Source organism: Leucobacter sp. 7(1) (genome assembly GCF_900163635.1).
Taxonomy (GTDB): domain Bacteria; phylum Actinomycetota; class Actinomycetes; order Actinomycetales; family Microbacteriaceae; genus Leucobacter.
The window spans coordinates 12,297-36,348 of the sequence record NZ_FUID01000052.1; the positions used below are offsets into that span (position 1 = coordinate 12,297).

The following is a 24,052-nucleotide window of genomic DNA, read 5'->3' on the forward strand; positions in this document are numbered from 1 at the left end:
GTGCTGCTCCGCTGCGCCTACTTTGCGGCCGGGCGCACCCGTCCGCCAAGCGCGCGGGTGTCGCGCTTGCCGTTGGCATCCTGGCGGAGCTCCTTCGGGAGTGAGAACACGAGATCCTCCTCCGCGGTGACCGTTGCCTCGACGTCCGAGTACCCGGCATCTGCGAGGTCATCGAGCAACTCCTGCACGAGCACCTCGGGGACCGAGGCACCACTCGACACACCAATCGTGCGCGCCCCGTCAAGCCAGGACTGCTGCACCTCGTTCGCGAAGTCCACACGGTAGGCCGCGCGCGCCCCGTACTCAAGCGCAACTTCCTTGAGCCGCACGGAGTTCGACGAGTTCGACGAGCCGACCACAATCACCACGTCTGCCTGCGGCGCGATCTTCTTGATCGCGACCTGGCGATTCTGCGTCGCGTAGCAAATGTCATCGCTGGGGGGATCCTGCAGATTCGGGAAGCGCTCGCGCAGGCGGCGCACGGTCTCCATCGTTTCGTCGACCGACAACGTGGTCTGCGAGAGCCACACAAGCTTGTCCGGGTTCTGCACCACGATCGAGTCGACCTCCTCCGGGGAGTTCACGATGGTGATGCGGTCGGGGGCCTGGCCGGCGGTTCCCTCAACCTCTTCGTGACCGTCGTGTCCGATCAGGAGAATCTCGAGATCTTGCTTCGCGAAACGCACGGCCTCGCGGTGCACCTTTGTCACGAGCGGGCACGTCGCGTCGATGGCGTGCAGGCCGCGATCATCTGCCGCCTGCACCACAGCTGGTGAAACCCCGTGCGCGGAGAAGACGACGTTGGCACCCTCGGGCACCTCTTCGACCTCTTCCACAAAGATCGCGCCCATCTTTTCGAGCGTGTTCACCACGTGTACGTTGTGCACGATCTGCTTGCGCACATACACGGGTGCCCCGTATCGCGTCAGCGCCTTCTCCACCGCAACAACGGCGCGATCAACGCCGGCGCAGTAGCCACGGGGTGCCGCCAGCAGCACCTTCTTCGCACCGTCGACGGGCAGATCTTTCAGTCGTCCCGACTCGCGGCGCATGCGCGGCATCGCGAGGCTCACAACGGGGGCGCCAATAGTGCGCTGATCAGGCTGCGAAAGAGGGGTACTCATGGTGACGATTCTACTCGCTGCTCCCTGAGCAACCCACTCGCTAAGGTGGAACGCATGGCCCCCACAGGATCCGACGCAAGCTCCGGCACGGAACAGGCACCCGCCACGCGAGAGACGCCGTGGCCCGTTGCGCTCATGAGCGAGAAGATCGCGGCCTGGATCGACAGGCTCGGCCAGATCTGGATCGAGGGTGAGGTCACGCAGTGGCAGGTCCGCGGCGGCCACGTGTACGGCAAGCTCAAGGACCTGGGCCAGGACGCCACCGTGAGCTTCACCGTGTGGCGCTCCGTGGCCCAGCGACTCACCAGCGACTTCGCCCAGGGCGACCGGGTGATCGCTCTGGTGAAGCCAAACTTCTGGGTCAAGGGCGGCTCGCTCACCGTCCAGGTCTTCGATCTTTCGCACGTGGGTCTGGGAGAACTGCTTGAGCGGCTCGAACGGCTACGGCAGCAGCTGCTGCGCGAGGGACTCTTCGATCCCTCACGCAAGCGTGCGCTCCCGTTCCTCCCGAACCGAATCGGGCTCGTAACTGGACGCGACTCCGATGCGGAGAAGGATGTCGTGCGCAACGCAACCCTGCGCTGGCCGGGCGTGCAGTTCCGCATCCACTACGCCGCGGTGCAGGGCGACCGCGCCGCAGCCGAGGTGACCGCGGGGATCGAGGCGCTGGACCAGGACCCCGAGGTCGACGTGATCATCGTGGCCCGAGGCGGCGGCGACTTCCAAAACCTGCTCCCCTTCAGCGATGAGCGGGTGCTCCGCGCCGCAGCGGCGGCGACCACACCGATCGTGAGCGCCATCGGGCACGAGGCAGACCGGCCGCTGCTCGACGAGGTTGCGGACCTCCGCGCGTCAACACCCACAGACGCAGCCAAGCGCGTCGTCCCCGACGTCGGCGAAGAGCTCGCGGGGATTGACCAGGCGCGCGCCCGCATGTCCTCCCGACTGGGGCACCTCCTGAGCTACGAAACCGACAGGCTGACGCAGCTGCGCGGGCGCCCGGTCCTGAGCGCCCCCGACCGCATCATCGACGACCGTGCGGAGGAGCTTGTGCGCTGGATCGCGCGCGGCACCGAACTCGCCGACCGCGCCATCGAGGACCGCGGACGCGGCCTCGCCGATCTGCGGGCCCGCCTCACCGCGCTGTCGCCGCAAGCCACGCTCGAACGTGGCTACGGGATCGTGCAGCTCCCCGACGGATCGGTGCTGCGCGACGCCGCCGCCGCACCCGCGGGCACCGCTCTGCGGGTGGCACTCGCGAGCGGCCGGATCACTGCGGTGTCGGGGGGCTAAGAGCGAGCCGAAACCGCAGGAAATCCGCTGCGGACAGCCCCACCGTGGGATACTGAGGCATGGCTAAGGCGCGCGCAGAAGTGGCGGAGGGTTCCACACCCCGAACCGAGCTGAGCGAAGAACCACCCTGGATGCTTGACGAGGTCGACGAACGGCTCATCGGGCTTCTCGAAGAGGATGGCCGGATGAGCTACGCGGACTTGGGTGCCGCGGTCGGCCTCACCCCGGGCGGTGCCAGGGCGCGGGTCAAACGCCTGCAGGAACGCGGTGTGATCCGTGTGATCGGGGTGACAAGCCCCCACGCGGTGGGTCTGCGGAGCATCGCTTCGCTGCAGATCGAGGTCAGCGGCAGCATCGACAGCGTTGCGAACGCGATCGCGAGCTGCGATGGGGTGCGCTACGTGGTGCTCGGTTCAGGCAGGTTCAGCCTGCTCGTCGAGGTCTATGCGCAGACTCCCGGAGAACTGTTCTCACTGATCAACCGGCAGATCAGAGAGGTACCCGGCGTCTCGACGATCGAGACGTTTATGTACGACTCCGTGCACACGCACCGGCCAGTGTTCCCCACGACGCATGGCCGGGAGTCCTGAGACTCACCGGCCCTGCATCGCTCGCGCGGGTGCGCCCCGTTACTCGGTGACGATCATTCCGAGCGCCCGGGCAAGCGCGGCCGAGCGATCGATGACATCAGTTTGCCAGGCGGTGAGTGTGCGCGTCGGTGACGCGCCGATCGAGATCTGGAAGGGGTCTTCCACATCCGTGGTGATCCCGCTCAGAACTTCAAGGACAGCCACACCGCAGAATGGAACATGGACGGCTGAGTAGCCGCCCTCGTGTGAAAACACGATGCGACCGTCACACGCATCATCCGCGATATCCAGGAGGCGTTCGGCGATACCCCGGAAGCCGTTCGAAGTCACGCTCATTCGCCCCAGCGGATCAAACGCCGACGGATCGAAGCCGCTCGACACGATGATGAGATCCGGCGCGAACGCGCGGATCGCAGGCCCGGCCACTCGCTCCACGGCAGACCAGTAGGCACCATCCCCCGATCCTGCGGGCAGCGGCACGTTGATGTTGGTACCGGCGCCGGCCCCCGCACCCTGCTCGCTGACCTGTCCGGTGTCTACCGGAAACAGCCCGTCTTGGTGCACCGAAATCGTGAGCACATCCGGGTCGTCCCAGTAGATCTTCTGCGCCCCATTTCCGTGATGCACGTCATAGTCGAAGATCGCGACACGGCTCAGTCGCCCCTCGGCTCGCAGCGCCTCGATCGCCACCGGAACGTTCGCGAACAGACAATAGCCACGTCCCTGATCGGGTTCCGCATGGTGCCCGGGCGGGCGAACGAGGGCGTAGGCATTGTCGACTGTGCCATCGAGTACCGCGCGGGCAGCGGCGAGTGTGCCCCCCGCGGCGAGCTTCCCGACCTCAAAGCCGCTCGCTCCAAACGGGGAGAACCCGTCGCCGGCGTCCCCGCCTCCGGCGAGCGACTGTGACCGGATTCGCTCAACGTGACCCGAGGTGTGTACACGCAAGAGATCAGCATCGCTCGCTTCGACGGCGGGGATCCGGACGAGCTGTTCGAGCAGGCCGGATACCTCCACAAGACCAGCGAGTCGCGCCTTCGAGTCTGGACTCTCAAAGTTGCGGTATGGCTGCACATACCCGCCTGATGGAACCAGGCCAGCGTGGGTTCCAGTGTCGTGCCACGCGTACTTCTCGTGCCAGACGTATCCCGTTTTGCGCGTCATTGCGATGTCCTTTCGGGTTGCTCGTTTCCCTGCGTGCACCGTTGCCCAGGGTCGGCGCGACTAACCATATTGATCAAATTCACTAATCGCAACAATTCTCACGAGTTTGTTAACGATTCAGCACTCAGCCAAATTGATAGTTGACTATCCATGCCCAACGTGGTCATATTGTTCACGCCGTGGGCCGATGAACGTCCCGCGGAAACACCGTCGCATTGCCTCATCGAGGTTTCGACAGCGTCAACGACAAGGGAGTCACAGACATGAAACGCATTCGACGTACGCTGGCCGCGGCCGCGCTCACCGCCGTCGCCGCTCTGGCGCTCAGCAGCTGCACCTCAGGCGAAGCCGCCGACTCCGGTGCGGGGAACACCTCGGGCTCCGAAGGAGCCGTGGCAATGAGTTTCGCTGGCCTCGATATCCAGATCTGGAACGACATGCTCCCGTTCATGGAAACGGCTGTGACCGAAGCCGGCTACAGCTTTGTCACCGACGACCCCAAGTGGAACGCGCAGACGCAGGTGCAGGATTGGGAATCCTGGATCGTCCGCGGCGATATCAAGGCGATCATGGGCTACCCCGTGCAGTCTGACGCGATGGTCGCGGTCACCAGCCAGGCAAGCGACGCGGGAATTCCCGTCCTCGGGTACGGCAGCACGTGGGACGGAGTCAGCGGTGCGGTGGTGCTCGACCACGAGGCCGATGGCCGGGAAGCCGGGGTTCGGGCGGCCGAATGGATCTCAGAGAAATACGGGAAAGAGAAGGTTGACGTTGCGTTCCTCGGGTGGCCGGACACTGATCTCGGCCGTCTCCGCGGAAAGGGGATGCTCGACGCTCTCGGGGAGGCCGGCCTGAATCTCAACATCACCGAGCACAAGGTTCTCAGTCTCGACGATGGCTACGCCGCAGTCCAGAATCAGCTGAACGCTGTCCCGAACACCAAGGTGTGGCTTGCCATTGCAAACGATCCCGCGCTGGGTGCGTACCAGGCGCTGACGGACTCCGGGGTCTCCCCCACAGATGACAGCATGCTGCTCGCCAACCTCGACGCGACCGACGCCGAGCTCGAGATCATCGCGGAACCGAACTCCTTCTGGCGCTACGCGTTCATCGCCCCCGCGCGCGAACTTGCGGAGGCCAACGCCCAAATGCTGATCGATGCGGCCGAGGGCAAGAGCGTTACCGACAAGACAGTCCCCACCACCGAGATCACGGCGGAAAACGCGGAGAAGTTCCTGCTCGCAAACCAGTAGCACGGACCGGGGCGGCCACTTGAGCCGCCCCATTCTGTGCCCATCGATCTGTGCCCATCGAGGGAGAGCAATGCATAAGCCCGCAGCATCCACCCCACCGACCCGCCTGTCTTACACCGGCGTCACCGTCGAGTTCGGCGCGACCCGAGCGCTCGACGAGGTGAGCTTCTCCGCTCAGCCGGGAGAGATCATCGGCCTGCTCGGCCACAACGGTGCCGGAAAGAGCACCCTCTGCAATGTCACTACCGGCGTCATCCAAGCGACGTCCGGACAGTTCAGCGTGGACGGCATCCCCGTGTCCCGCAAACTGAGTCCGCGGGACGCAGCGCAACTCGGCATCACCGTTATCCATCAGGAACCCGCACTCGCCCCGAACATGACGGTGCTCGAGAATCTGTTCCTCGCCCGCCCCACACCGCCGAACGCCGAACGTCGGCGACGTGCGGCAGACGCGCTCAAGACCGTGGGCGCGCACCTGCCCCTCGATATGCCTGTAGACACGCTCGGGCTCGGGGAACGTCAACTCGTCGACCTCGCACGGGGGCTGCTCGGCGGCGAGATGAAGGTGCTCCTCCTCGACGAACCCACCGCTGCGCTCGGCAAGGCTGAAACGGAATCCCTGCACACCCTCATCCGAGGGTTTGCCGAGCGGGGCGTTACGGTCCTCTACGTCTCACATCGCCTCCCTGACATTTTGGAGGTGTGCACACGAATCGTGGTGCTCCGCGGTGGCCGACACGTGGTTGATGGACCGACCGCAGATTTCACCCCGGCAAAGCTCGCGGAAGCGCTCGTCCCGAACTTGCGTTCTCTGGATTTCACGCACACGGATCCGGGCGCCACAGTTGTTGAGCTTCCTCCTGGGGCGGCGGGAACCGAGGCACTCTCGATCCGTTCCGGGGAGGTCGTCGGCCTGTTCGGGATGGCGGGTGGACGCCAGTTTGCGCTCGCCGCGCAGCTCGGCGGCGCAGCAGAGCCCTGCAGCTATCAGCTTGCGGGGGCGTCCGTACGGTTTGCCTCCCCGGCACAAGCGATCCGCCAAGGGGTGTTTTTTGTGCCGCCGGATCGAGACACCGAGGGGCTCGTCGGATCTGAAACCGCGCTCGATAACGTCATGCTTCCCTGGTACGGGCGTTTTGGCTCCCGCGGCTGGTGGGTGTCAGCCCACTCGGGTGCCGCGGTGTATGAGCAGGCGCGGGCCGCGCTCGACATTCGGGGACCGGGCGCTGACGCCGAGGTCTCTCAGTTCTCAGGCGGGAATCGACAAAAGCACCTCCTCGCGCGATGGCTCTACCCGGCACCACCCCGGGTGTTGATCCTCGCGCAGCCAACTCAGGGGGTCGATGTGGGGGCCAAGCTCGACATCGTCGAGGCGGTGCGTGCAGCCGCCGCTGCCGGTGCCGCCGTGCTCGTGGCATCCAGTGAATCCGATGAGATCGCCAGCATGTGCGACCGGGCGGTCACCGTCACCGGTAACACGTTCTGTGCGGTTCCCCGCACCCCGCAGTTCAATGAGGACCTTCTCGCCTCACTCCTTGCCCAGAGCTCACCCGTTCGAGCCTGATCGAAAGCCTGTCATGAACACTGAACGTCTGAAGATCTTTGCCGCTAAGAACGGCATCTTCCTCGCCCTCATCGTCCTCATCGCCGTCTTCTCGATCATGCGGCCCAACTTTTTCTCGTTCGCAAATGGCCAGAGCATCCTGCTCCAAGCCGCCGAGCTCGGGCTCATCGCCATCCCCGCAGCATTTCTGATCATGTCGGGCAGCATCGACCTGTCAGTGGGCTCGGTTGCCTCCGTCGCCGCGATCACCGGCGGCCTCACAATGAGTAGCACCGGGTCCACACTCCTGGGCTTCATCGTCGCGATCGTCACCGGCATGGCTGCGGGTGCGTTGAACGGCTTCCTCGTGTCATATCTCGGCCTCAACTCGTTTGTGGTGACGCTCGGTGCGCTCAGTGTCTGGGGTGGCCTCGCACTCCTCCTCTCCGACGGTCGCACAATCCCGCGCGCGGAATTGCCCGACGCGTTCCGTGCGATTGGCACGCTGAAAGTGGGCCCGGTCCCGATTCAAATCATCGCGCTCATCGTCGTCGTAGCGCTGGGATGGTACGTGCTCAACCACACAAAGTTCGGCAAGGAAGTCAAGGCAATCGGGGGCAACGAGCGGGCAGCTCGGCTCATGGGCGTCAATGTGAAGCGCTCCCGCTTTTTCCTGTTTGTCGCTACGGGCGCGTTCGCCGCTCTGGCCGGCATGTTCCTCTCGGCGAAAGTGCAGTCGGCAAACCCCAACATCGGCTCCGGTATTGAGCTCGAGGTGCTCACCGTGGTGCTCCTCGGCGGCGTTGCGTTCGAAGGCGGGGTGGGGCGCATCAGCGGTGTCGTCGCCGGCCTGCTCTTCTTCCGAGTGCTGCGCGCGGGTCTTGTGTTTATGCAAGCGTCGCCATTCCTGCAAACCATCCTGATCGGTGCCACCCTGATCGTGGCCGTCGCGCTCGATAGTTCCGTGCAGCGGATTATCCGGTCCTCCTGGGCGAAACTGGGGCGAAAGGCCGTGGCCGAAGCTCCCGAATAGGGCAGAGCGCGGCGGCCCGCAGCGTCCGTTGACCCGCGGAGAGTAGACTTGATGGCATGTCTGTTTCCGAGGCCAGGGATCCCGCCGCGCTCAGCTATGAGGAGGCCCGGGATGAGCTCATCCAGGTTGTCTCCCGTTTGGAGCAGGGCGGGTCGACGCTCGAGGATTCGCTGCAGCTCTGGGAGCGCGGCGAAGTCCTGGCGGCCCGCTGTGAAGAATGGTTGATCGGTGCACGTCAGCGGCTCGAGGCTGCCCGCCAAGGGGCGGCCTCGAGCGACGCTGGCGCGATCGCCCCGGGGGTGGACGCCTAACTTATGGCGAAGAAACAGAAGCCTCCCGTGGTTGTCGCGGAGCTGGGGCGCCCGGAAACCTCCTACGAAACTCGCGTTCGCAAGGCCGAGAACAGTCGCCTCTACAAGCAGCGGAAGACAGTGAACAACCTTGTCTTCTCCTTGCTGGTGACCCTCGGTCTGGTGCTTGTCATCTACCTCGCGGTTCCCCGCGGACCCGGCGGTTTTGAAGACCACTCGGTGAATGTGTCGCAGCTCGCGGAGGAGGCGGCTCCGAGCGCGGGACGCACACTCGCCGCGCCAGACACGGGAGAAGACTGGAAGGCGAAGCAGGCGAACCTGCGGAACGCCAAGGGCATCACCTCCTGGCAGATCAATTACACGACCCCGGACAAGGCCTACGCCGCAGTCGCCCAGGCGTTCACCGCCGACGGGACCCCCGTTAATGAGACATGGATCTCGCAGCAGATGGAGCAGCAGGCTCCGACTGGGACGGAGCAACTGGGCGGGATCGACTGGATCGTCTACGACCACTCAGACCGCAGCCCCGACAAGGCCAATATGCTGTTTGGCCTGCAGGGCACCTGGGGTGATGACACGATCCTCGTCTACGGCACCGATACGGGTGCGACACTCCGCGTCCTCGCGACGCAGGTCGCCGAGTCCCTCGGCGATCCGCCATCCGACACCGCGAACGCCACCGACCCGACGGAGACCACCGAATGACCCCTCCTCACACCGCACCTCGGGTCACCCCGCAGCAGGCCTGGGACACGTTTGCGGCAGGCAACGATCGCTTCGTCGCCGGCGCATCCGCCCATCCCAACCAGAACGTCGAACGCCGCTCTGAGCTTGTCAACACGCAAACCCCCGACGTCGCCCTGTTCGGCTGCTCCGACTCACGGCTCGCCGCCGAGATCATCTTCGATTGCGGCCTCGGTGACCTCTTCATCGCCCGCAACATGGGCCACGTCGTCGCGGAGTCCATCACCGCATCAATGGAGTACGCCGTCACCGAGTTGGGTGCATCGCTCATCGTTGTGCTCGCACACGATTCTTGTGGGGCCGTCGCCGCCGCAATCGACCAGTCGAGCCGCACACCCTCGGAAACCACGGCTTCCGTGCAGAACACCCTCGCCCCGATCCAGCCCGCGGTGCAGCAGCTCTGGCTGCGCAACAACACCGACACCCCCTACGCAGACGCGAGCAAGATCGATGCGAACGCTGTCGGCCGGATCCACCTCGCCGCGACAGTCAACGAGCTGCTGCGCACCTCACGCGCAATTAGCGACGCCGTCGATGCCGGCAAGCTCGCTGTTGTGGGCTGCCAGTACCGACTCACCGAGGGTCGCGCGGTGCCCTACACCGTTGTCGGCCCGGTCGAGCTCGAGCTCGCCCCCCTCGACTAGTTTTTCTCGTACCCACCCAACACCTCAGACAAAGGACTGCTGTGACTGAAGAGATCGAGTACCGCATCGAGCACGACACCATGGGTGAAGTGCGCGTTCCGAAGTACGCCCTGTACGCCGCGCAGACGCAGCGCGCCGTCGAGAACTTCCCCATCTCCGGCTCGGGCCTGGAGCCCGCACAGATCGTCGCGCTGTCGCGCGTGAAGCGCGCCGCAGCCATCGCCAACAAGGAGCTCGGGATCCTCGACGCGCCGATCGCCGACGCGATCGTGGCCGCCGCCGACGAAATCATCGGCGGCGCACACCACGACCAGTTCCCCGTTGACACCTACCAGACCGGTTCGGGCACCTCCTCGAACATGAACACCAACGAGGTCCTGGCGACTCTCGCCTCGAAGCACCTCGGGGCCCCGGTGCACCCGAACGACCACGTGAACGCTTCGCAGTCCTCGAACGACGTGTTCCCTACCTCCGTGCACATCGCCGTCACCGGCGCGCTCATCGAACAGCTGAAGCCCGCGCTCGCGCACCTCGCTGAAGCGTTCGAGGCGAAGGCCGAGCTGTGGAAGACGGCCGTCAAGCCGGGCCGCACGCACCTCATGGACGCGACCCCTGTCACCCTCGGCCAGGAATTCGGCGGCTACGCGGCTCAGATCCGCTACGGCATCGAGCGCATCGACGCAGCCCTCCCCCGCGTCGCCGAGGTCCCGCAGGGCGGCACCGCGGTGGGCACCGGTATTAACACCCCGCTCGGCTTCCCCGAGAAGGTCATCGCGGAGATCGCTGCCTCGAGCGGCCTGCCCATCACTGAGGCACGCAACCACTTCGAGGCCCAGGCGAACCGTGACGGCCTCGTCGAGGCATCCGGCGCTCTCCGTACAATTGCGGTGTCGCTGACGAAGATCAACAACGACATTCGGTGGATGGGATCCGGCCCCAACACGGGCCTCGCCGAGCTCCACATTCCCGATCTGCAGCCGGGCTCCTCGATCATGCCGGGCAAGGTCAACCCCGTCGTCCCCGAGGCCGTCCTCATGGTCTGCGCGCGGGTCATCGGCAACGATGCGACAATTGCGTGGGCCGGTGCCTCGGGCTCGTTTGAGCTCAACGTGCAGATCCCCGTCATGGGTACCGCGCTGCTCGAGTCGATCCGCCTCCTCGCGAACGCCTCCGTTGTGCTCGCTGACAAGACCGTTGCCGGCCTCGAAGCGAACCTCGACCGCGCCGCGGCGCTCGCGGGCATGAGCCCCTCGACAGTCACCCCGCTGAACCGCCTCATCGGCTACGAGGCCGCCGCGAAGATCGCAAAGCACTCGGTTGCCAAGGGAATCACGGTGCGCGAGGCCGTCGTCGATCTCGGCTACGTCGAGCGCGGCGATGTCTCCGAGGCTGACCTCGACAAGGCACTGGATCTGCTCTCGATGACCCACCCGGGCGTCGCGAAGTAACTTCCGTACGCACCACAGCGGGGGCCGGGATCATCATGATCCCGGCCCCCGCTGTGGTGTTTCAGGGGGCGTTCCTGAGGTTGCTGTTTCTAAGCTTCCGCGTCTTCCGCGTCTTCCTCGTCTACCGCGTCCGCCGCCGCGCGACGCTCGCGCACGACCCGGGCCACGAGCACGCCGATGGCAAACTGCGCGAGCGTACCCACGATCAGCGCGAGGAGTACCGCGTCCCAGGAGCCGAGCAGTTGGTGGGCGGCGCCCGCCCCGAGCGGGCCGACCGTGGCCACGGAGTATCCGACCGACTGCACAACCCCGGAGACTCGCGCCGATTCCTGTGCGTCGCGCCCAAACCCGGCGATCAGCGCGAGGACCAGGGGGAACGCGCACATTCCGAGGCCCAGAAGTGCGGCCCAGAGTTCCGGAAGCGCGGCGGGTGCCGAGATCATGCCGATCAGCGCAACGGTGTTCGCAGCCGCCACGATTCCGAAGCCGAGGCGCATCCCGCCGGGGGTACGCCCGAGCGCCATGACAAGCACGGTTCCGACGACGCCGACCGCCATTGCGATACCCAGCAGCATGCCCGCGCGTGAGGCCGCAAGGCCAGCATCGGTCGCAATCGTCGGCAACCAGCCCATCACCACGTAGCTCAGCAGCGCTTGCAGGGCGAAATACCCCGCGAGCAGCCACGTTCCCCGTGGCAGCGGGCCACGGGCGGGCGAGCGTTCCGAGGGAGCTGCCTGTGCCTGTGTCTGTGCTTGTGCCTGTGTCTGTGCTTGTGCTTGTGCTTGTGCTTGTGCTTGTGCTTGTGCCGGGATGTTGCCGGTGCCGGCACCGGCACGGCGGTCGCCGCGGATGGCGATTGCCCAGATCACGAGTGCGAGCACCGCGGGGACCGCCCACGCCCCGAGCCCGAGCGACGGCGAGCCGAGGCCCGCTGCCACGGGAACAGCGAGCGCGGCCGCGAGGGCCGCTCCGAGCGACATCACCGTCGTGTACGCAGTGGTGACCGGACCGATCCGCTGCGAGAACGTGGCGCGGACAACCGCAGGCAGCAGGATGTTCACCATTGCGAGGCCGCCCGTGCCGATCACGGTGCCGAGGACAACGATCCACGGCTGCGGCACGGCGCGAATCAGGAGGCCGACGGCGAGGGCCGCCATCCCGACAAGCACGATCTGGTTCACGCCGTACCGCGCCGCGAGCTTCGGGGTGCCGAGCCCCGCGATCGCGAATACGGCGGTCGGGATCGCGGGAATCAGCACGACAGTGACCGCGGTCAGTGCCCCCGCGTCAGTCAGCGCGGTGAGCAGCGCACTCGCGCTCGTGATGGCAAGCCGAAGGTTCACCGCGACGAGCAGGAGCGCCACGAGCATCAGGGCAACGCGGCGCGGGGTGGTCGGGTGTGGCGGGTGTGCGTTCATACGGTGATTCCAAACATCTAACGTCTAACCTTTGTACGTGCACTATCATTGCACAGATGAACCTCTCCGCAGTACCCCGAGCCTCGCTGAGCGATCAGGTCGTCGAGCGTCTGCGCGCGGAGATCACCGAGGGGCGGTGGCCGGTCGGGGAACGCATCCCACCCGAGCCCGAACTCATGGCGCAGCTCGGCGTGGCGCGCGGCACCCTGCGCGAGGCGCTCCGCGCCCTGCAGTACACGGGCATGCTCGAGATCCGGCGCGGCGACGGCACCTTTGTGCGCGCCCGCAGTGAGGTACCCGGTGCGCTGGCCCGATCCGGCGGCACCCTCAGCGATGTCCTCGAGGCGCGCTCAGCGCTGGAGCCTCAGCTCGCCCGCCTTGCTGCGCAACGCGCCCAGGAGGCCGACATCACCCGCATCGCCGCGGCGCTCGACGCGCGCACGCGCTCCGCAGACGAGGAGTGGGTTGCGGCCGATGTCGCAGTCCACGAGGCGATCGCCCGAGCCGCGCGGAATCCGATTCTGTTCGAGGTGTACACGGCACTGCTGCCCCGACTCCACGATTCGATGCGGAACGCACAGACGCGTGAGGGGTTCTGCCGCGACGAGCCGCGCGGTCACGACGACGTGCTCGACGCGATCCGCCGCCGCGACCCCGAGGCCGCGGCAGCGAGCGCAGCCGCGAATCTCACCGCCACCGAGAAGTGGCACTCAGGCCTCACCGAGTAGCCCGGGAAACTGCCGTTTCCCGGGCCCCGGCGCTCCGCTACTCCCCGAGCAGTTCGGTCACGAGGGCGGCAATCTCACTGCGCTCGGACCGGGTCAGCGTCACATGCCCGAAGAGGGGGTGGCCCTTGAGCTTCTCGATGACCGCCGCGATCCCGTCGTAGCGACCCACACGGAGGTTGTCACGCTGGGCGACATCGTGGGTGAGCACCACCCGAGAGTTTTGCCCGATCCGGCTCAGCATGGTGAGGAGCACACCCCGTTCGAGCGACTGTGCCTCGTCGACGATCACGAAGGCGTCGTGCAGCGAACGCCCGCGGATGTGGGTGAGTGGGAGCACCTCCACGAGATCCCGCGCCACGACCTCGTCGAGGACGTTCTCCGAGACAATCGAACCGAGGGTGTCAAACACCGCCTGCCCCCACGGGTTCATCTTCTCCTGATGGTCACCCGGAAGGTAGCCAAGATCCTGCCCACCCACGGCGTACAGCGGCCGGAACACCATCACCTTCCGATGCTGCTGCCGCTCCAGCACGGCTTCAAGCCCCGCGGCGAGCGCGAGCGCTGATTTGCCCGTCCCCGCGCTGCCGCCCAGCGAGACGATCCCGACTTTCGGGTCAAGGAGCAGATCAATCGCGAGGCGCTGTTCCGCGCTACGCCCGGTGACCCCGAACACCTCGCGGTCGCCGCGGACGAGGTGCAGCCCCCCGGGGCCGTCGACTCGACCGAGGGCAGACCCGCGTGGCGAGTGCAGCACGAGACCGGTCCCGAGCGGGATCTCCTCCGCGGCAGGCACCCCATCAACGCGTTCATCCTCCCAGAGCACTCGCATCTCTTCTTCGCTGAGATCCAGCGTCGCGATGCCTGTGTACGTGTCATCGCTCGCCAGCTCGGCACGGTACTCCTCCGCTCCGAGCCCGAGCGCTGCCGCCTTGAGCCGAAGCGGAAGGTCCTTCGAGATCACCGTCACGTCGAATCCCTCGGCGGCGATGTTGTGCGCCACCGCGAGGATTCGTGTGTCGTTGTCGCCGAGCCGCATCCCCGAGGGCAGCGACTCCATCCCCGTGTGGTTCAATTCCACCCGCAAGGTGCCGCCGGCATCTCCAACGGGGACCGGGAAGTCGAGCCGCTGATGCGTTCCACGGAGCTCATCCAGGATCCGAAGCGCACGTCGAGCAAAATGCCCGAGATCCGGGTCGTCCCGTTTCCGTTCCAGCTCGATCACGACCGCGACTGGCAGCACGACCGAGTGCTCGGCGAACCGGAACAGTGCCCGAGGATCACTGAGCAACACCGAAGTGTCCAACACATACGTGCGCAGCTTGTGGTCCTGGTCCGCACCGGAGGGCGAGACAACGGATGGTGCGGGGTGATTGATGTTGGCCACGATGGCTCCTCTGCCCCAGGGCATGAGCCCCGGATCAGCGAGACGACCATCACTCCCATCGAGGTGGCTGGCCGCCTCGATCGGGCACCCTGCCCGATAGCCCACACGCTACGCGCTGCGCGCCCGAATGTCCGCCGAGACACGCGCAGGGACTGGGTGAACAGCCGGTGAGCAATTGGGTTCGCCCGGCGATATCGCGAGCGGGGAATAGGCTGGGACTGGGCTGGCCGCCACTCGGTCACCACTCGGCCCGTTCCCATCCGCTGCGCTGAAAGGCCCCGCCATGCATGTTCCTCGCTTCCGCGCCGCGCTGCTCGCGGCCGGCCTCGCTGCGGCGCTGCTCCTGACTTCCTGCGCCCCGGGCACACAGTCGGAACAGGGAAGCACCGTCGCGGGACCCACCTTCGTGTATCTCACGAGCGACCCGATCGGACAAAACGGGTTCTTCACCTCCGGCAAAGCCGGGATCGAGGCCGTCGCACGAACCTTCGACGGTCGCGCACGCACGCTTGAGGCAAGCGACGAGGCGACACGGCGCGCGAACCTCGAGGCCGCCGTCGCGGAAGCCCCCGAGGTGATCGTCATGCTTGGAGCCTCGTTCGCGGCCCCCGCGAAAGCGGTCGCCGAGCAGAACCCGCAACAGAGGTTCCTCCTCATCGACACGACAGTGGAGGGCGCCCCGGAAAACCTGTACCAGGCGACGTTCCGTGAGCACGAGGCTGCCTACCTCCTCGGAGTGGAGGCAGGCCGGCTCACGACAACACAGCGCGTCAGTGCGGTACTCGCAGAGGACACTCCCCTGCTGCGGAAATACTCGCTCGCCTTCGCCGCCGGCGCACAGAGCGTGAGTCCGGAGGTGCAGGTCCTCCCGAGCCCCGTGATCGGGGCCGACGCCGCACCCTACGCAAACCCGGAGCGCGGTGCCCAACTCGCGACGGAGCTCGCTCGCGAGGGCGCGGACCAGGTGTTTGCCGTTGCGGCCCGCTCGAACGAGGGCATCATGGATGCCGCGAAGGCTCAGGGCTTCGCAGCGTACGGGGTCGACGAAAACCAGTGCCGGCTTGCACCCGGTGCGGTCGTGGACGGCACCATGAAGTCCGTCGAGACCGTGATCGCGACCGTGGTGGGTCAGATCATGGCCGGCAAGAGCTCCTCCGAAACGACGATCTCGTTTGGCCTCGCGGAGGAGGGGATGACGCTTGTCAGCCTCACCCCCGAGGCCCCGAAGTCTGAGTGCACAATCATGGAGCACCCGGACGTCCTCAGCGAGGTCACCGAGCTCCGCGACGAGATCGTCGCGGGCACGCTCAAGATTCCGAACCCGGGAGCGTAGCCGCGGGCATATGAGGCGCGAGAATTACGCGCGGTCGTGGATCGGCAAGCGGGGGCTGCCGAGACTCGGAAAACTGGCCCGTCAGGACCAGGACCACGATCACTGCGGCGACCGCGATCCATCCCGCAACCCCGAGCGGGAGCACGAGCACCGGATCCAGCTCCGCGCCGGCTGCAGAGACAAGCACGACCAGGGCCGCACCCGCGTTGAGCGCGGCGTGCCCCACAACCGCGGGCCACACCGACCCCGTGCGCAGGCGCGACCAGCCGAGCAGGATTCCCCAGAGCACACACGCCACCGTCATCAGCGCGACGCCGCGCCAGTCGAGCAGGCCAAAGTTGTACCCGAGCAGGATGACGGGTGAGTGCCACAGCCCCCAGATCACGCCGGAAATCACGAGCGCCGGCCAGGTGCCGAGCGGGCGCAGCGCGGGGAGCAGCCACCCCCGCCAACCGAGCTCCTCACCGAAGGTGAAGATGCAGTTAAAGATCACTCCGAACGGTAAGGAGAGCAGCTGGAGCAGCGCGATCGTCCCGGCCGGAGGCAGCAGTGCGGCTGCGTCCTCCGGGACCGTCGCCGCGAGCGTCTCCGCGAAGCCGGAGAAGTGCACAAGATCAAGTGTGACCCAGCCGAAGGCAGCCGCCACCGCAATACTCGCGGCGATCACCACAATCGGGGCAAACATTGCCCCCACGGTGAACCACACCACCCGCTTGGCCGGCCGCAGCGGCCACATCCCGAGGAACCTCAGCCGAGCCCCGCGGTGATCCGGCCCGCCGCGCGGCACCCGAAGGAGAAACACGACGGCAAGCGTCGCCAGCAGCGGGGTGAACATCATCGCCTGCACGAGCGGACCAAACAGCGCCGCGGTGCCGGGTTCGGACAGGTCTCCGAGCCACAGCGGGAGGGCGATCAACCAGGCCAAGCCCAGAGCGAGAACCGTGAACAGTGCAACAGCACCCCAAGGGACACGGCTGAGCGGGGCAGCTGGGTACGTCATCGAATTCCTCCGTGAGATTGGGCACCGTGAGATTGGGCACCGTGAGAACGGATACCGTCAGATCCCGGCGGCGACTGGATCCCCCGGTTCCGTGTCTCACTCCAGCGTATCGGGGACCGGACGAGCCCGCTTCGGCATGTACCCGGAACGCCAGACCCAGAGTCCCACGACGCCGAGACCTGCCCCATAGCCCACGAGCCACCACGGAAACCCGGGGACCTCGGGCTTCTTCCCCGCGCTTTCGAGATCGCCCGCAGGTGTCGGCGTCACCCGCTCACCAGTCACGAGGATCCGGTGCGTATTCACCCCGAGCGGCGTGCACGTGATCAACGTCATCAGATCCTTACCCGGCACCGCTCGGATCTCCTCGGTGTCTTCCGGTGCCACGACCTTCAGGTCGAACACCCGGTAAGTGAACACCTCACCGAGCACCTCGACGCTGAACGTATCCCCCTTTTTCACCCGGTCAAGATTGGTGAACATTGTCGCGTTCGCGAGGCCCCGGTGGCCGGTCAACACGGAGCGAGTGCCCTCACCTCCCGTGGGCAGCGAGGTTCCCTGGAGGTGTCCCACGCCCTTCAGCAGCGTCGCGTCACTTGTCCCGTGGTAGACGGGGAGGTCGAGATCGATCGACGGGACCCGCAGCCGCGCCATCGTGCCTGTGGGGTCGGCGTTTAACAGTTTCCAGTATTCATGAGGGTCGACCATACCGGGCAGGGACCCACCCGTACCTTCCGCGATATTCGCTCCCGGGGCGAGGAACGCGCCCGACACGAGCGCCTCGTTGTACTCGTGTGCCTTCTCGAATGCCTGAGCGATCTCCTCACGCGCGATCTCCGAGTTGGCTCGAGTCTGGTCGAACACAACGTTCGACTGGTTTCGCTGCGACACCCACGATGCCGCGGTGGGATAGGTAACAAGCGTCAGACCACCGAGGAGCAGCACGGCGATGATGAGGTTCAGCCATCCGAAACGCCACCGTCGCGTGCCCTTCGATTCCGGCACCGTACGTACTTCCTCTGTAACCGCCATGTGTGGCCCTCTCCCCCGCCGGATCACTGCAACAGGTGTGGCCGCCGGGTCTCGCCCGGCGGCCACACAACGCCCGCACCGCGTGCGGGGTCACCCCTGTTCTGCTGTTACTGCTGGTGCTGCTGCTTGCGACGCGCGGCGATCAGTGCGCCGGCGACGAGCAGAAGCGCGGCACCACCAGCCACGAGGAGGATGTTCCCCATCGCACCGGTGATCGGCAGCGTCGGGAGATCGCCCTCGTCGGCCCCGATCTGGGTGTTCACCACGGTGACGGAGGCGTCCTCGCCCGTGACCTCGAGCAGCATGCCGCCGCTCATCGGCTTGTAGCCGGCGGGAACCCCGACCTCGTAGACACAGTACTTGCCCTCGCCCAGTACCTGATTCGGCGTCTTGCCGTCGGCACCCGACTCAGCCGCGTCCACAACCTTGGTCGCCGCGGGATCCGGCTCTGCTGGGCAATCTGTTGTGCCAGCAGCCGCGGTGTACACATCAAAGGTTGCCCCCGCGAGCGGAACATTCGCAGCCGCGCCCTTGTTCTTCGCTTCCTTCAGGATGTGCGCCCCGGAGAAGAAGTCTTCGGGGTCTTCAACCTCGGGCCCGGTGCCCGGATCCGTCGTGGTGCCGTTGATCGTGATCTGCGCTTCGTTCGCCGTGCTACCGGAGCCGGTGGCGTCAGCCTTGATCTGCAGGTGCACAGTGCCGCCCGGGTTCGCATCAAGCTTGAGCAGACCCGGTGCGAGGAACGTGAGCACGACCTCGTCGCCGCCTGCCCCGGCACCGTCAGCCGGCGTCAGGGTGTAATCGGTACCCGCGACGAGCGTCACGTTATTCCCATCGGCGTCCGTAAATGTCACCGTGCCGCTGGTGTATGTCAGGAAGGCCTCGAGCTGGTCATTCACGCGGACCTCAGTGTAGGTCTCGCCCGCGCCCAGCGGCGGGATCGGCACCGCGATATCGAAGGTGACCTTGTCACCAATGATTTCGCCGTCCTTCGTGGCTCCGCCGCCCGCAAGTGTGTTCTTCGGGTAGACATGTGGGTTGTAGTTCCAGGTGTCCTGCCCGGTTTCACCGTTGCCCGGGTAGGGCACGGTCACCAGGAACGGCGCTGCCGCCGGGATCGCGTTCTCCGCGACGGTGCTCTCATAGACCAGGTAGGCCTTGTCCGCGTCCAACGTGAAAACCGCCGTGCCGTCGGAGGCCTGCGTCGTCTCCTCAGTGCCGCAGGTGAGCGCCAGATTCGTGCCGCCCTCGGTCGCGATCGGGTTCCCGCCGCCGTCGAGCGTGAGCGTGATGTCCTTCAGCCGCTCCCAGTCCGCGGGATCCGTCAGATCAATGTCGTCGATGGTGCAGGCGGTGAAGCCCGCGACGAGCGGGTTCGCGCCGGACACGTCAATCTCGGAGCCGTCGTTCGGGCCGAAATCCCCGCCCTCGGGCTGCTCGAGCTTGTGGACGGTCAAGGTGCCGGTGCCGCCGTCCCCCGGTGCCGCGAATGCGGGCCCGGCGAGAAGTGCGGTGGAGCCGATGACGAGTGCTGCGGCGCCGACAAGCGCCGTCAACGTCCGTCGTCGAGTGTGTGTATTCCTCACGGTCTGTCCTTTCGTCGCCGTTTGGGCGCAGCACAGCAGCGCACAAACGGAGTTGAGTGTGTTCCGTTGGTCTGGGTCGTGATGCCCGGGTGTCTCATGTGCGGTGGGAGGTCAGCGCCCCCTCTGGCACGAGGTGCTGTGCCTCATTCGCCCCTCCCGTCATCGCTCGGTCCGGCGGCGCTGCCCCCGGACGGGTCTGTTCCCAGGCTTGCGGTCAGGAGGTGCCGGCGACGCAGATACGTGCCACCAGCCAGGGCGAACACTGCCGCCCCGCCGACCATGAAGACCCAGGATCCGAGCCCGCCCGTGATGGGGAGGGCCGGAAGATCTGCGGGCGTCGCCGCCACGAGCCGGAACACGGAGTGCGTACCCTGCGCGAGTGTCGCCGCCGGATCGCCGGCACCCTCGAGGGTGATCCAGCAGTCCTGTGGAGCGGCGGTCGCATCCGGGGCGTGCGCCGCGCAGTCCGCCCGCGTCAGGTCGAGCGCTTGGATCCCGATCAACGAGAGCCCTGCGGGGATCCCTGCCGACACCGTGGCTTCGCCGGGTCGCGCCACATCGCTTGGCGCGGTATCGGTCAGCGCCGAGCTGTACCCTGGTTCCGCACCGACCACCCCGAGTGTCCAGCCCGCGGCTGGTACCGTCGTTTGGCCGCCCAGCCGCTGCGTGACGAAGCTGACCTGTGCTGCCTGGTTATTCAGGGTGCAGGCGAGAGGTTCCGCGACCTCAAGCTCGGATCCGACAGTCACCGTGCTCGCGTCCGGGTCCACCACGCCGTTGGGTAGTGGCTCGCCTTCCCCGTCGACGCATACGAGCTCACCAAGCTGGGTGTAGCGCGCCGCTGTGGCCTCCGGTGCGGGGTCCGCGCGGAGCCGCTCCCCCACGGTGTAGACGGTGTCGCGCTTCAGCTGTGCGGGGGTGCCCCCGCTCATCACTACGGTGTCGTCGCCGTCAGTGAGCGTGATCTCCCAGTTCTCGACCGCGGCCTCGGGGAGCGACGGGTCCGGGTACTGCACGGGTACGACGACCTTCGCGCCGGTGCCCGGCACTGCGACAGCCACCCGCAGCTCACAGGGTGGGGCGCTTACGGCCGACTCGTTGCCGGCCGCGTCCACCTGTGTCACCGTAAAGACGTAAGTGCCGTTGGTGAGCGCCGGATCCACCGTGTAGGACCAGTCAGTTCCGGTGACGGTCGCCTCACCGATCCGCTCTCCGTCCTGCGAGATGAACACCTTCGCGCCCGCCTCGATTCCGGAGCCAGTAAAGGTCGGTGCTGTCTCCTCGGTCGGGGTGGCGGGGCACACGAACGCGGGCGCGTCCGGGGCCACGGTGTCGATGAAGAAGGTGACACCCCAGTCGCTTGCGACGGCGGGATCGGGATCATTCGGGTTCGACATCTCACTGGTGAGCGCAAGGAAGCCAGGCGTCGGATCCGTCTGAGCGGCCACGACGGTGTAGGGCCCGTCCGGGAGCGGCGTTGCAGGGGTATAGGTGTAGCTCCAGTTCCCCTCGGAATCCACCACGACATCCTCCGGGAGAACCCCCTCGTGCTGCCCGTCGACGAGCGTCTCAAGCGCCGGATCGTTGAAATCGGTGATCGTCTCGCCCGACGTGAACTTGAGCGTGATCGTGTGTCCTGGGGTTCCGGTGCCCGAGATGGTCACGGTGTTATTGACGTTGGTGTGCGAGTTCTCCGGCGGGACCGTGATGACTGGGGCGTCCGGGATCGGCAGTTCGTATTTGTAGTACACGGAACCCGTGGTCCATTTGACCGCGTCCGCCTCGGGCGTGACCATCCCGTTCCCATCGAACAGGTCCGCCGCGGAGTAGGAGATCCGGGGAGATCCGTTGTCTCCAACCACATTATTCGGATCCCGCGCCTCGGGCCATGCGAGCAGGCGGTAGTAGCCCGTGCCACCGGCGTCCTCGAAGTTCGTCTCGCCGCTGGGGGCGACATTTCCCGTCAACCCCTGGTCTGCCTGCTCTTGCGTCCAGCCCAGCACCGCGCGCCCCGGCCAATCGGCCTGGCTCACGTTTTTCGGAATCTGGTTCGCGTTGGTGTACCACGAGCCACTCGGCTTCACCCCGGTCACTCGAATCGGCCCCGTGTTGATGCTCTCGACAAGCGAGCCGTCCTCGTGCACCCAGGCGTACCAGAAGCTGTCCGAAACGGTGCCCGCATAACCAGTCTCCGGGTTGCTCCGGGTGGCGTTGTTGACGAGGTCGAGCCCGATCGAGTTCGGGGGAAGCGAGCCTGGAGCCGACGAGGACAGGCCATAGTCGAGCACCTGCCCCCAGTTTGCCTGCCCGGCACTCCAGAGCTCCTGGGTGTTGTCCCAAGGGATTCGGAACTGCGGGCCGGAGATGGACGTATCATTCCGCGTGCCGTAATACCAGTAGAAGGGCGCCGGCTCGGTGGTGAGCGCCGAGGAAATCCATCCAGTCGTCGTACCGGGCGCACCGGAGGCGTAGCTGAAGTAGAAGTTCAGATTGGAGAGCAGGCCGCCGGGAATGTTCGTCGCACTCGGCGCATTCGTGATGTCGATGTCGCCCTCGATCGACATTACGAGGAAGTCGAATTTTCCTGAGGGGATCACCTTATGGATTGTGAACCGTTCGTCCCGGTTCTTCGCCCACGCCTCCGCACCGGCCTTTCCGCCCTGCATCGTGTTGATGTAGGCATGGCTTTTACGACCCGAGCCAACGCTGTATTCATGGCCGACACGAAGCTGCTGGCCATTCACGCTCTGCAGCGCTCCCGTGCCCTTATTCACGTAGCCCTGTGGCACGCGCAATACCAGGTCGGCGCGAATCTCGTCAACGTCACCATCGATCCGGTCCCAGAATCCCTGGAACTTGTAAATCTGGGGCGCGTCGGTGTCGGCCGCATGCGCCGCCGGCACGGGAGCGCCGCCAAGCTGCGGGGCGAACATTCCTGTCACGGCGACAAGCGCTGCGATCCCCATCAGGCCGATCCGGTGCCAAACCCGCTGACCCGAGGCCCGCGGTTGCCGTGCCAATGTCCGCGTCAACCCGCGGCCCTGAACGTTGCGTCGGTGCAGTGTGACCACCCCCCAGTGATACCCACAGACTAGACACAGAGTTTCCTGAATGTCCAGGAAACTTTCAGAGATTTCTTGCCAACGATCGTTATGGATAACACATGCACAGAACCCATTTCTTGCACCAAAAAAGCCAGTGTGATCTGGGATAATCCCAGATCACACTGGCTTTGCTCGCGGCGCGCGCTAGAACGCAGCGATGCCCGTCAGCGCACGTCCAATCACGAGCTGATGCACCTCGTCCGTGCCCTCGTAGGTCCGCACGGATTCGAGGTTCGCCATATGGCGCATCACAGGGAAATCGCTCGTAATGCCGTCGCCGCCCAAGATCGAACGGCAGTTGCCAGCGATCTTGATGGCCTCGCGCACGTTGTTCAGCTTGCCCACCGAGATCTGGTCGTAGGAGAGCGTTCCCGCGTCCTTCAGGCGGCCGAGGTGCAGCGCCAGCAGGAGGCCCTTCTGGTACTCAAGGAACATGTCCGCGAGCTGCGCCTGGATGATCTGCTTCGAACCAATCGGCGCCCCGAACACCTCGCGGGTCTGCGAGCGCTCCACGGCGACCTCGAGACACGAGCGGGCCGCACCCATGACACCCCAGGCAATGCCGTAGCGTGCCTCATTCAGGCACTTGAAAGGTGCCGACAACCCCTTCGCCGTCGGGAGGATCGCGTCGAGCGGAAGCCGCACGTCAGTCAGCTCGATCTCGGTCTGCAACGAAGCGCGCATCGAGAGCTTGTTCTCGATCGCAGTGGCCTGGAAGCCCGGGGTATCGGTCGGCACCACAAAACCGCGGACCACGCCTTCCTCATCCTTCGCCCAGATCACTCCGACCTTTGCGATAGTGGCGAGGCCGATCCACCGCTTCTTGCCGTTCAGGACCCACTGGTCACCCTCACGCCGGGCGGAGGTGAGCATCGTGTTGGGGTCGGAGCCGCCCTGCGGCTCGGTCAATCCGAAGAAGCCGATCGCCTCGCCACGACCCATTGCGGGCAGCCACTGCTGCTTCTGCTCCTCGGAGCCAAACTTGTAGATCGCGCCCATCGCGAGCGAGCCCTGCACGGACAGTGCGGTGCGGAAGCCCGAGTCGACAGCCTCAAACTCCATCGCCACGAGGCCGTAGGCCACGGAGGACGCGCCCTTGAGGCCGTAGCCCTGCATGTACATGCCAAAGGCCCCGAACTCACCCACGGCGGGCAGCAGCTCAACGGGGAGGCGGCGATCCTCGAACGCCTGATCGATGATCGGGCTGATCTGGGTCTGGGCGAACTCGCGAGCCTTCAGCTGCCACTCGCGCTCCTCCTCAGTCACGAAGTCGGCGACGTCGAACAGGTTGTCAATGGTGGTCATTGTGTGCTCCTTCGG

Annotated in this window: 20 protein-coding genes; 11 read left to right on the forward strand and 9 right to left on the reverse strand. The window is 65.9% G+C overall.

Features of this window, described 5'->3' with window-relative positions; genetic code table 11:
* Positions 1-17: 17 nt before the first annotated feature.
* Positions 18-1,061 (reverse strand): 4-hydroxy-3-methylbut-2-enyl diphosphate reductase, encoded by a 1,044-nt coding sequence (locus FM113_RS09475; protein ID WP_087014363.1) that lies wholly within the window; start codon positions 1,059-1,061, stop codon positions 18-20.
* A gap of 117 nt (positions 1,062-1,178) precedes the next feature.
* Here FM113_RS09475 and xseA point away from each other — a divergent pair, with 117 nt between their 5' ends.
* Together xseA and FM113_RS09485 are read left to right on the forward strand one after the other, a co-directional pair.
* The gene (gene xseA / locus FM113_RS09480) at positions 1,179-2,417 is read left to right on the forward strand and encodes an exodeoxyribonuclease VII large subunit (protein ID WP_087014024.1); all 1,239 of its coding nucleotides are present in this window, start codon (positions 1,179-1,181) and stop codon (positions 2,415-2,417) included.
* 59 nt (positions 2,418-2,476) lie between these two features.
* Positions 2,477-3,007 carry an Lrp/AsnC family transcriptional regulator gene (locus tag FM113_RS09485; RefSeq protein ID WP_254908948.1) on the forward strand — a complete coding sequence of 177 codons (531 nt, stop codon included), beginning with the start codon at positions 2,477-2,479 and terminating at the stop codon, positions 3,005-3,007.
* Positions 3,008-3,046: 39 nt separating this feature from the next.
* Here FM113_RS09485 and FM113_RS09490 read toward each other — a convergent pair whose 3' ends face one another.
* Positions 3,047-4,171 (reverse strand): class II histone deacetylase, encoded by a 1,125-nt coding sequence (locus FM113_RS09490; protein WP_087014026.1) that lies wholly within the window; start codon positions 4,169-4,171, stop codon positions 3,047-3,049.
* A 263-nt stretch (positions 4,172-4,434) separates the two neighbouring features.
* Between FM113_RS09490 and FM113_RS09495 the strand changes: the two genes are divergently transcribed.
* From FM113_RS09495 to FM113_RS09525, 7 genes are all read left to right on the forward strand, one after another.
* Complete coding sequence (locus FM113_RS09495) at positions 4,435-5,424, forward strand: sugar ABC transporter substrate-binding protein (RefSeq protein ID WP_087014028.1); 990 nt, start codon at positions 4,435-4,437, stop codon at positions 5,422-5,424.
* A gap of 70 nt (positions 5,425-5,494) precedes the next feature.
* Positions 5,495-6,988, forward strand: a complete 1,494-nt coding sequence (locus FM113_RS09500) for an ATP-binding cassette domain-containing protein (protein ID WP_087014031.1) — start codon at positions 5,495-5,497, stop codon at positions 6,986-6,988.
* A gap of 13 nt (positions 6,989-7,001) precedes the next feature.
* Positions 7,002-8,000 (forward strand): ABC transporter permease, encoded by a 999-nt coding sequence (locus FM113_RS09505; RefSeq protein WP_087014033.1) that lies wholly within the window; start codon positions 7,002-7,004, stop codon positions 7,998-8,000.
* Between the two features lie 56 nt (positions 8,001-8,056).
* On the forward strand, positions 8,057-8,311 hold the full coding sequence (locus FM113_RS09510) for an exodeoxyribonuclease VII small subunit (protein WP_087014035.1): 255 nt from the start codon (positions 8,057-8,059) through the stop codon (positions 8,309-8,311).
* 3 nt (positions 8,312-8,314) lie between these two features.
* Positions 8,315-9,016 carry a DUF4245 family protein gene (locus FM113_RS09515; protein ID WP_087014037.1) on the forward strand — a complete coding sequence of 234 codons (702 nt, stop codon included), beginning with the start codon at positions 8,315-8,317 and terminating at the stop codon, positions 9,014-9,016.
* Entirely contained in the window at positions 9,013-9,699 is a 687-nt protein-coding gene (locus FM113_RS09520) for a carbonic anhydrase (RefSeq protein WP_087014039.1), read from the forward strand. The genes FM113_RS09515 and FM113_RS09520 overlap by 4 nt, the downstream gene beginning before the upstream one ends.
* A gap of 41 nt (positions 9,700-9,740) precedes the next feature.
* Complete coding sequence (locus tag FM113_RS09525) at positions 9,741-11,147, forward strand: class II fumarate hydratase (RefSeq protein WP_087014042.1); 1,407 nt, start codon at positions 9,741-9,743, stop codon at positions 11,145-11,147.
* A gap of 89 nt (positions 11,148-11,236) precedes the next feature.
* Here the strand turns inward: FM113_RS09525 and FM113_RS09530 are convergent, their stop codons facing one another.
* Positions 11,237-12,565 (reverse strand): MFS transporter, encoded by a 1,329-nt coding sequence (locus FM113_RS09530; protein WP_087014044.1) that lies wholly within the window; start codon positions 12,563-12,565, stop codon positions 11,237-11,239.
* 56 nt (positions 12,566-12,621) lie between these two features.
* Between FM113_RS09530 and FM113_RS09535 the strand changes: the two genes are divergently transcribed.
* Positions 12,622-13,293 (forward strand): FadR/GntR family transcriptional regulator, encoded by a 672-nt coding sequence (locus FM113_RS09535; protein ID WP_087014046.1) that lies wholly within the window; start codon positions 12,622-12,624, stop codon positions 13,291-13,293.
* 37 nt (positions 13,294-13,330) lie between these two features.
* Here the strand turns inward: FM113_RS09535 and FM113_RS09540 are convergent, their stop codons facing one another.
* Entirely contained in the window at positions 13,331-14,668 is a 1,338-nt protein-coding gene (locus FM113_RS09540; protein ID WP_254908960.1) for a PhoH family protein, read from the reverse strand.
* Between the two features lie 292 nt (positions 14,669-14,960).
* Between FM113_RS09540 and FM113_RS09545 the strand changes: the two genes are divergently transcribed.
* Complete coding sequence (locus tag FM113_RS09545; RefSeq protein ID WP_087014050.1) at positions 14,961-16,010, forward strand: BMP family ABC transporter substrate-binding protein; 1,050 nt, start codon at positions 14,961-14,963, stop codon at positions 16,008-16,010.
* On the opposite strand, the gene FM113_RS09550 is transcribed toward FM113_RS09545, so the two are convergent.
* The 5 genes from FM113_RS09550 to FM113_RS09570 form a co-directional block, all read right to left on the reverse strand.
* Entirely contained in the window at positions 15,985-17,010 is a 1,026-nt protein-coding gene (locus FM113_RS09550) for a CPBP family intramembrane glutamic endopeptidase (protein ID WP_087014052.1), read from the reverse strand. The genes FM113_RS09545 and FM113_RS09550 overlap by 26 nt on opposite strands.
* Positions 17,011-17,106: 96 nt before the next feature.
* Entirely contained in the window at positions 17,107-18,042 is a 936-nt protein-coding gene (locus FM113_RS09555; protein ID WP_087014054.1) for a class C sortase, read from the reverse strand.
* Between the two features lie 107 nt (positions 18,043-18,149).
* Complete coding sequence (locus tag FM113_RS09560; protein WP_087014056.1) at positions 18,150-19,628, reverse strand: SpaH/EbpB family LPXTG-anchored major pilin; 1,479 nt, start codon at positions 19,626-19,628, stop codon at positions 18,150-18,152.
* Between the two features lie 143 nt (positions 19,629-19,771).
* Positions 19,772-22,594: an Ig-like domain-containing protein gene (locus FM113_RS09565; protein WP_087014058.1), complete on the reverse strand. Its 2,823-nt coding sequence runs from the start codon at positions 22,592-22,594 to the stop codon at positions 19,772-19,774.
* Between the two features lie 282 nt (positions 22,595-22,876).
* Positions 22,877-24,037 carry an acyl-CoA dehydrogenase family protein gene (locus FM113_RS09570; protein WP_087014060.1) on the reverse strand — a complete coding sequence of 387 codons (1,161 nt, stop codon included), beginning with the start codon at positions 24,035-24,037 and terminating at the stop codon, positions 22,877-22,879.
* Positions 24,038-24,052: the final 15 nt, after the last annotated feature.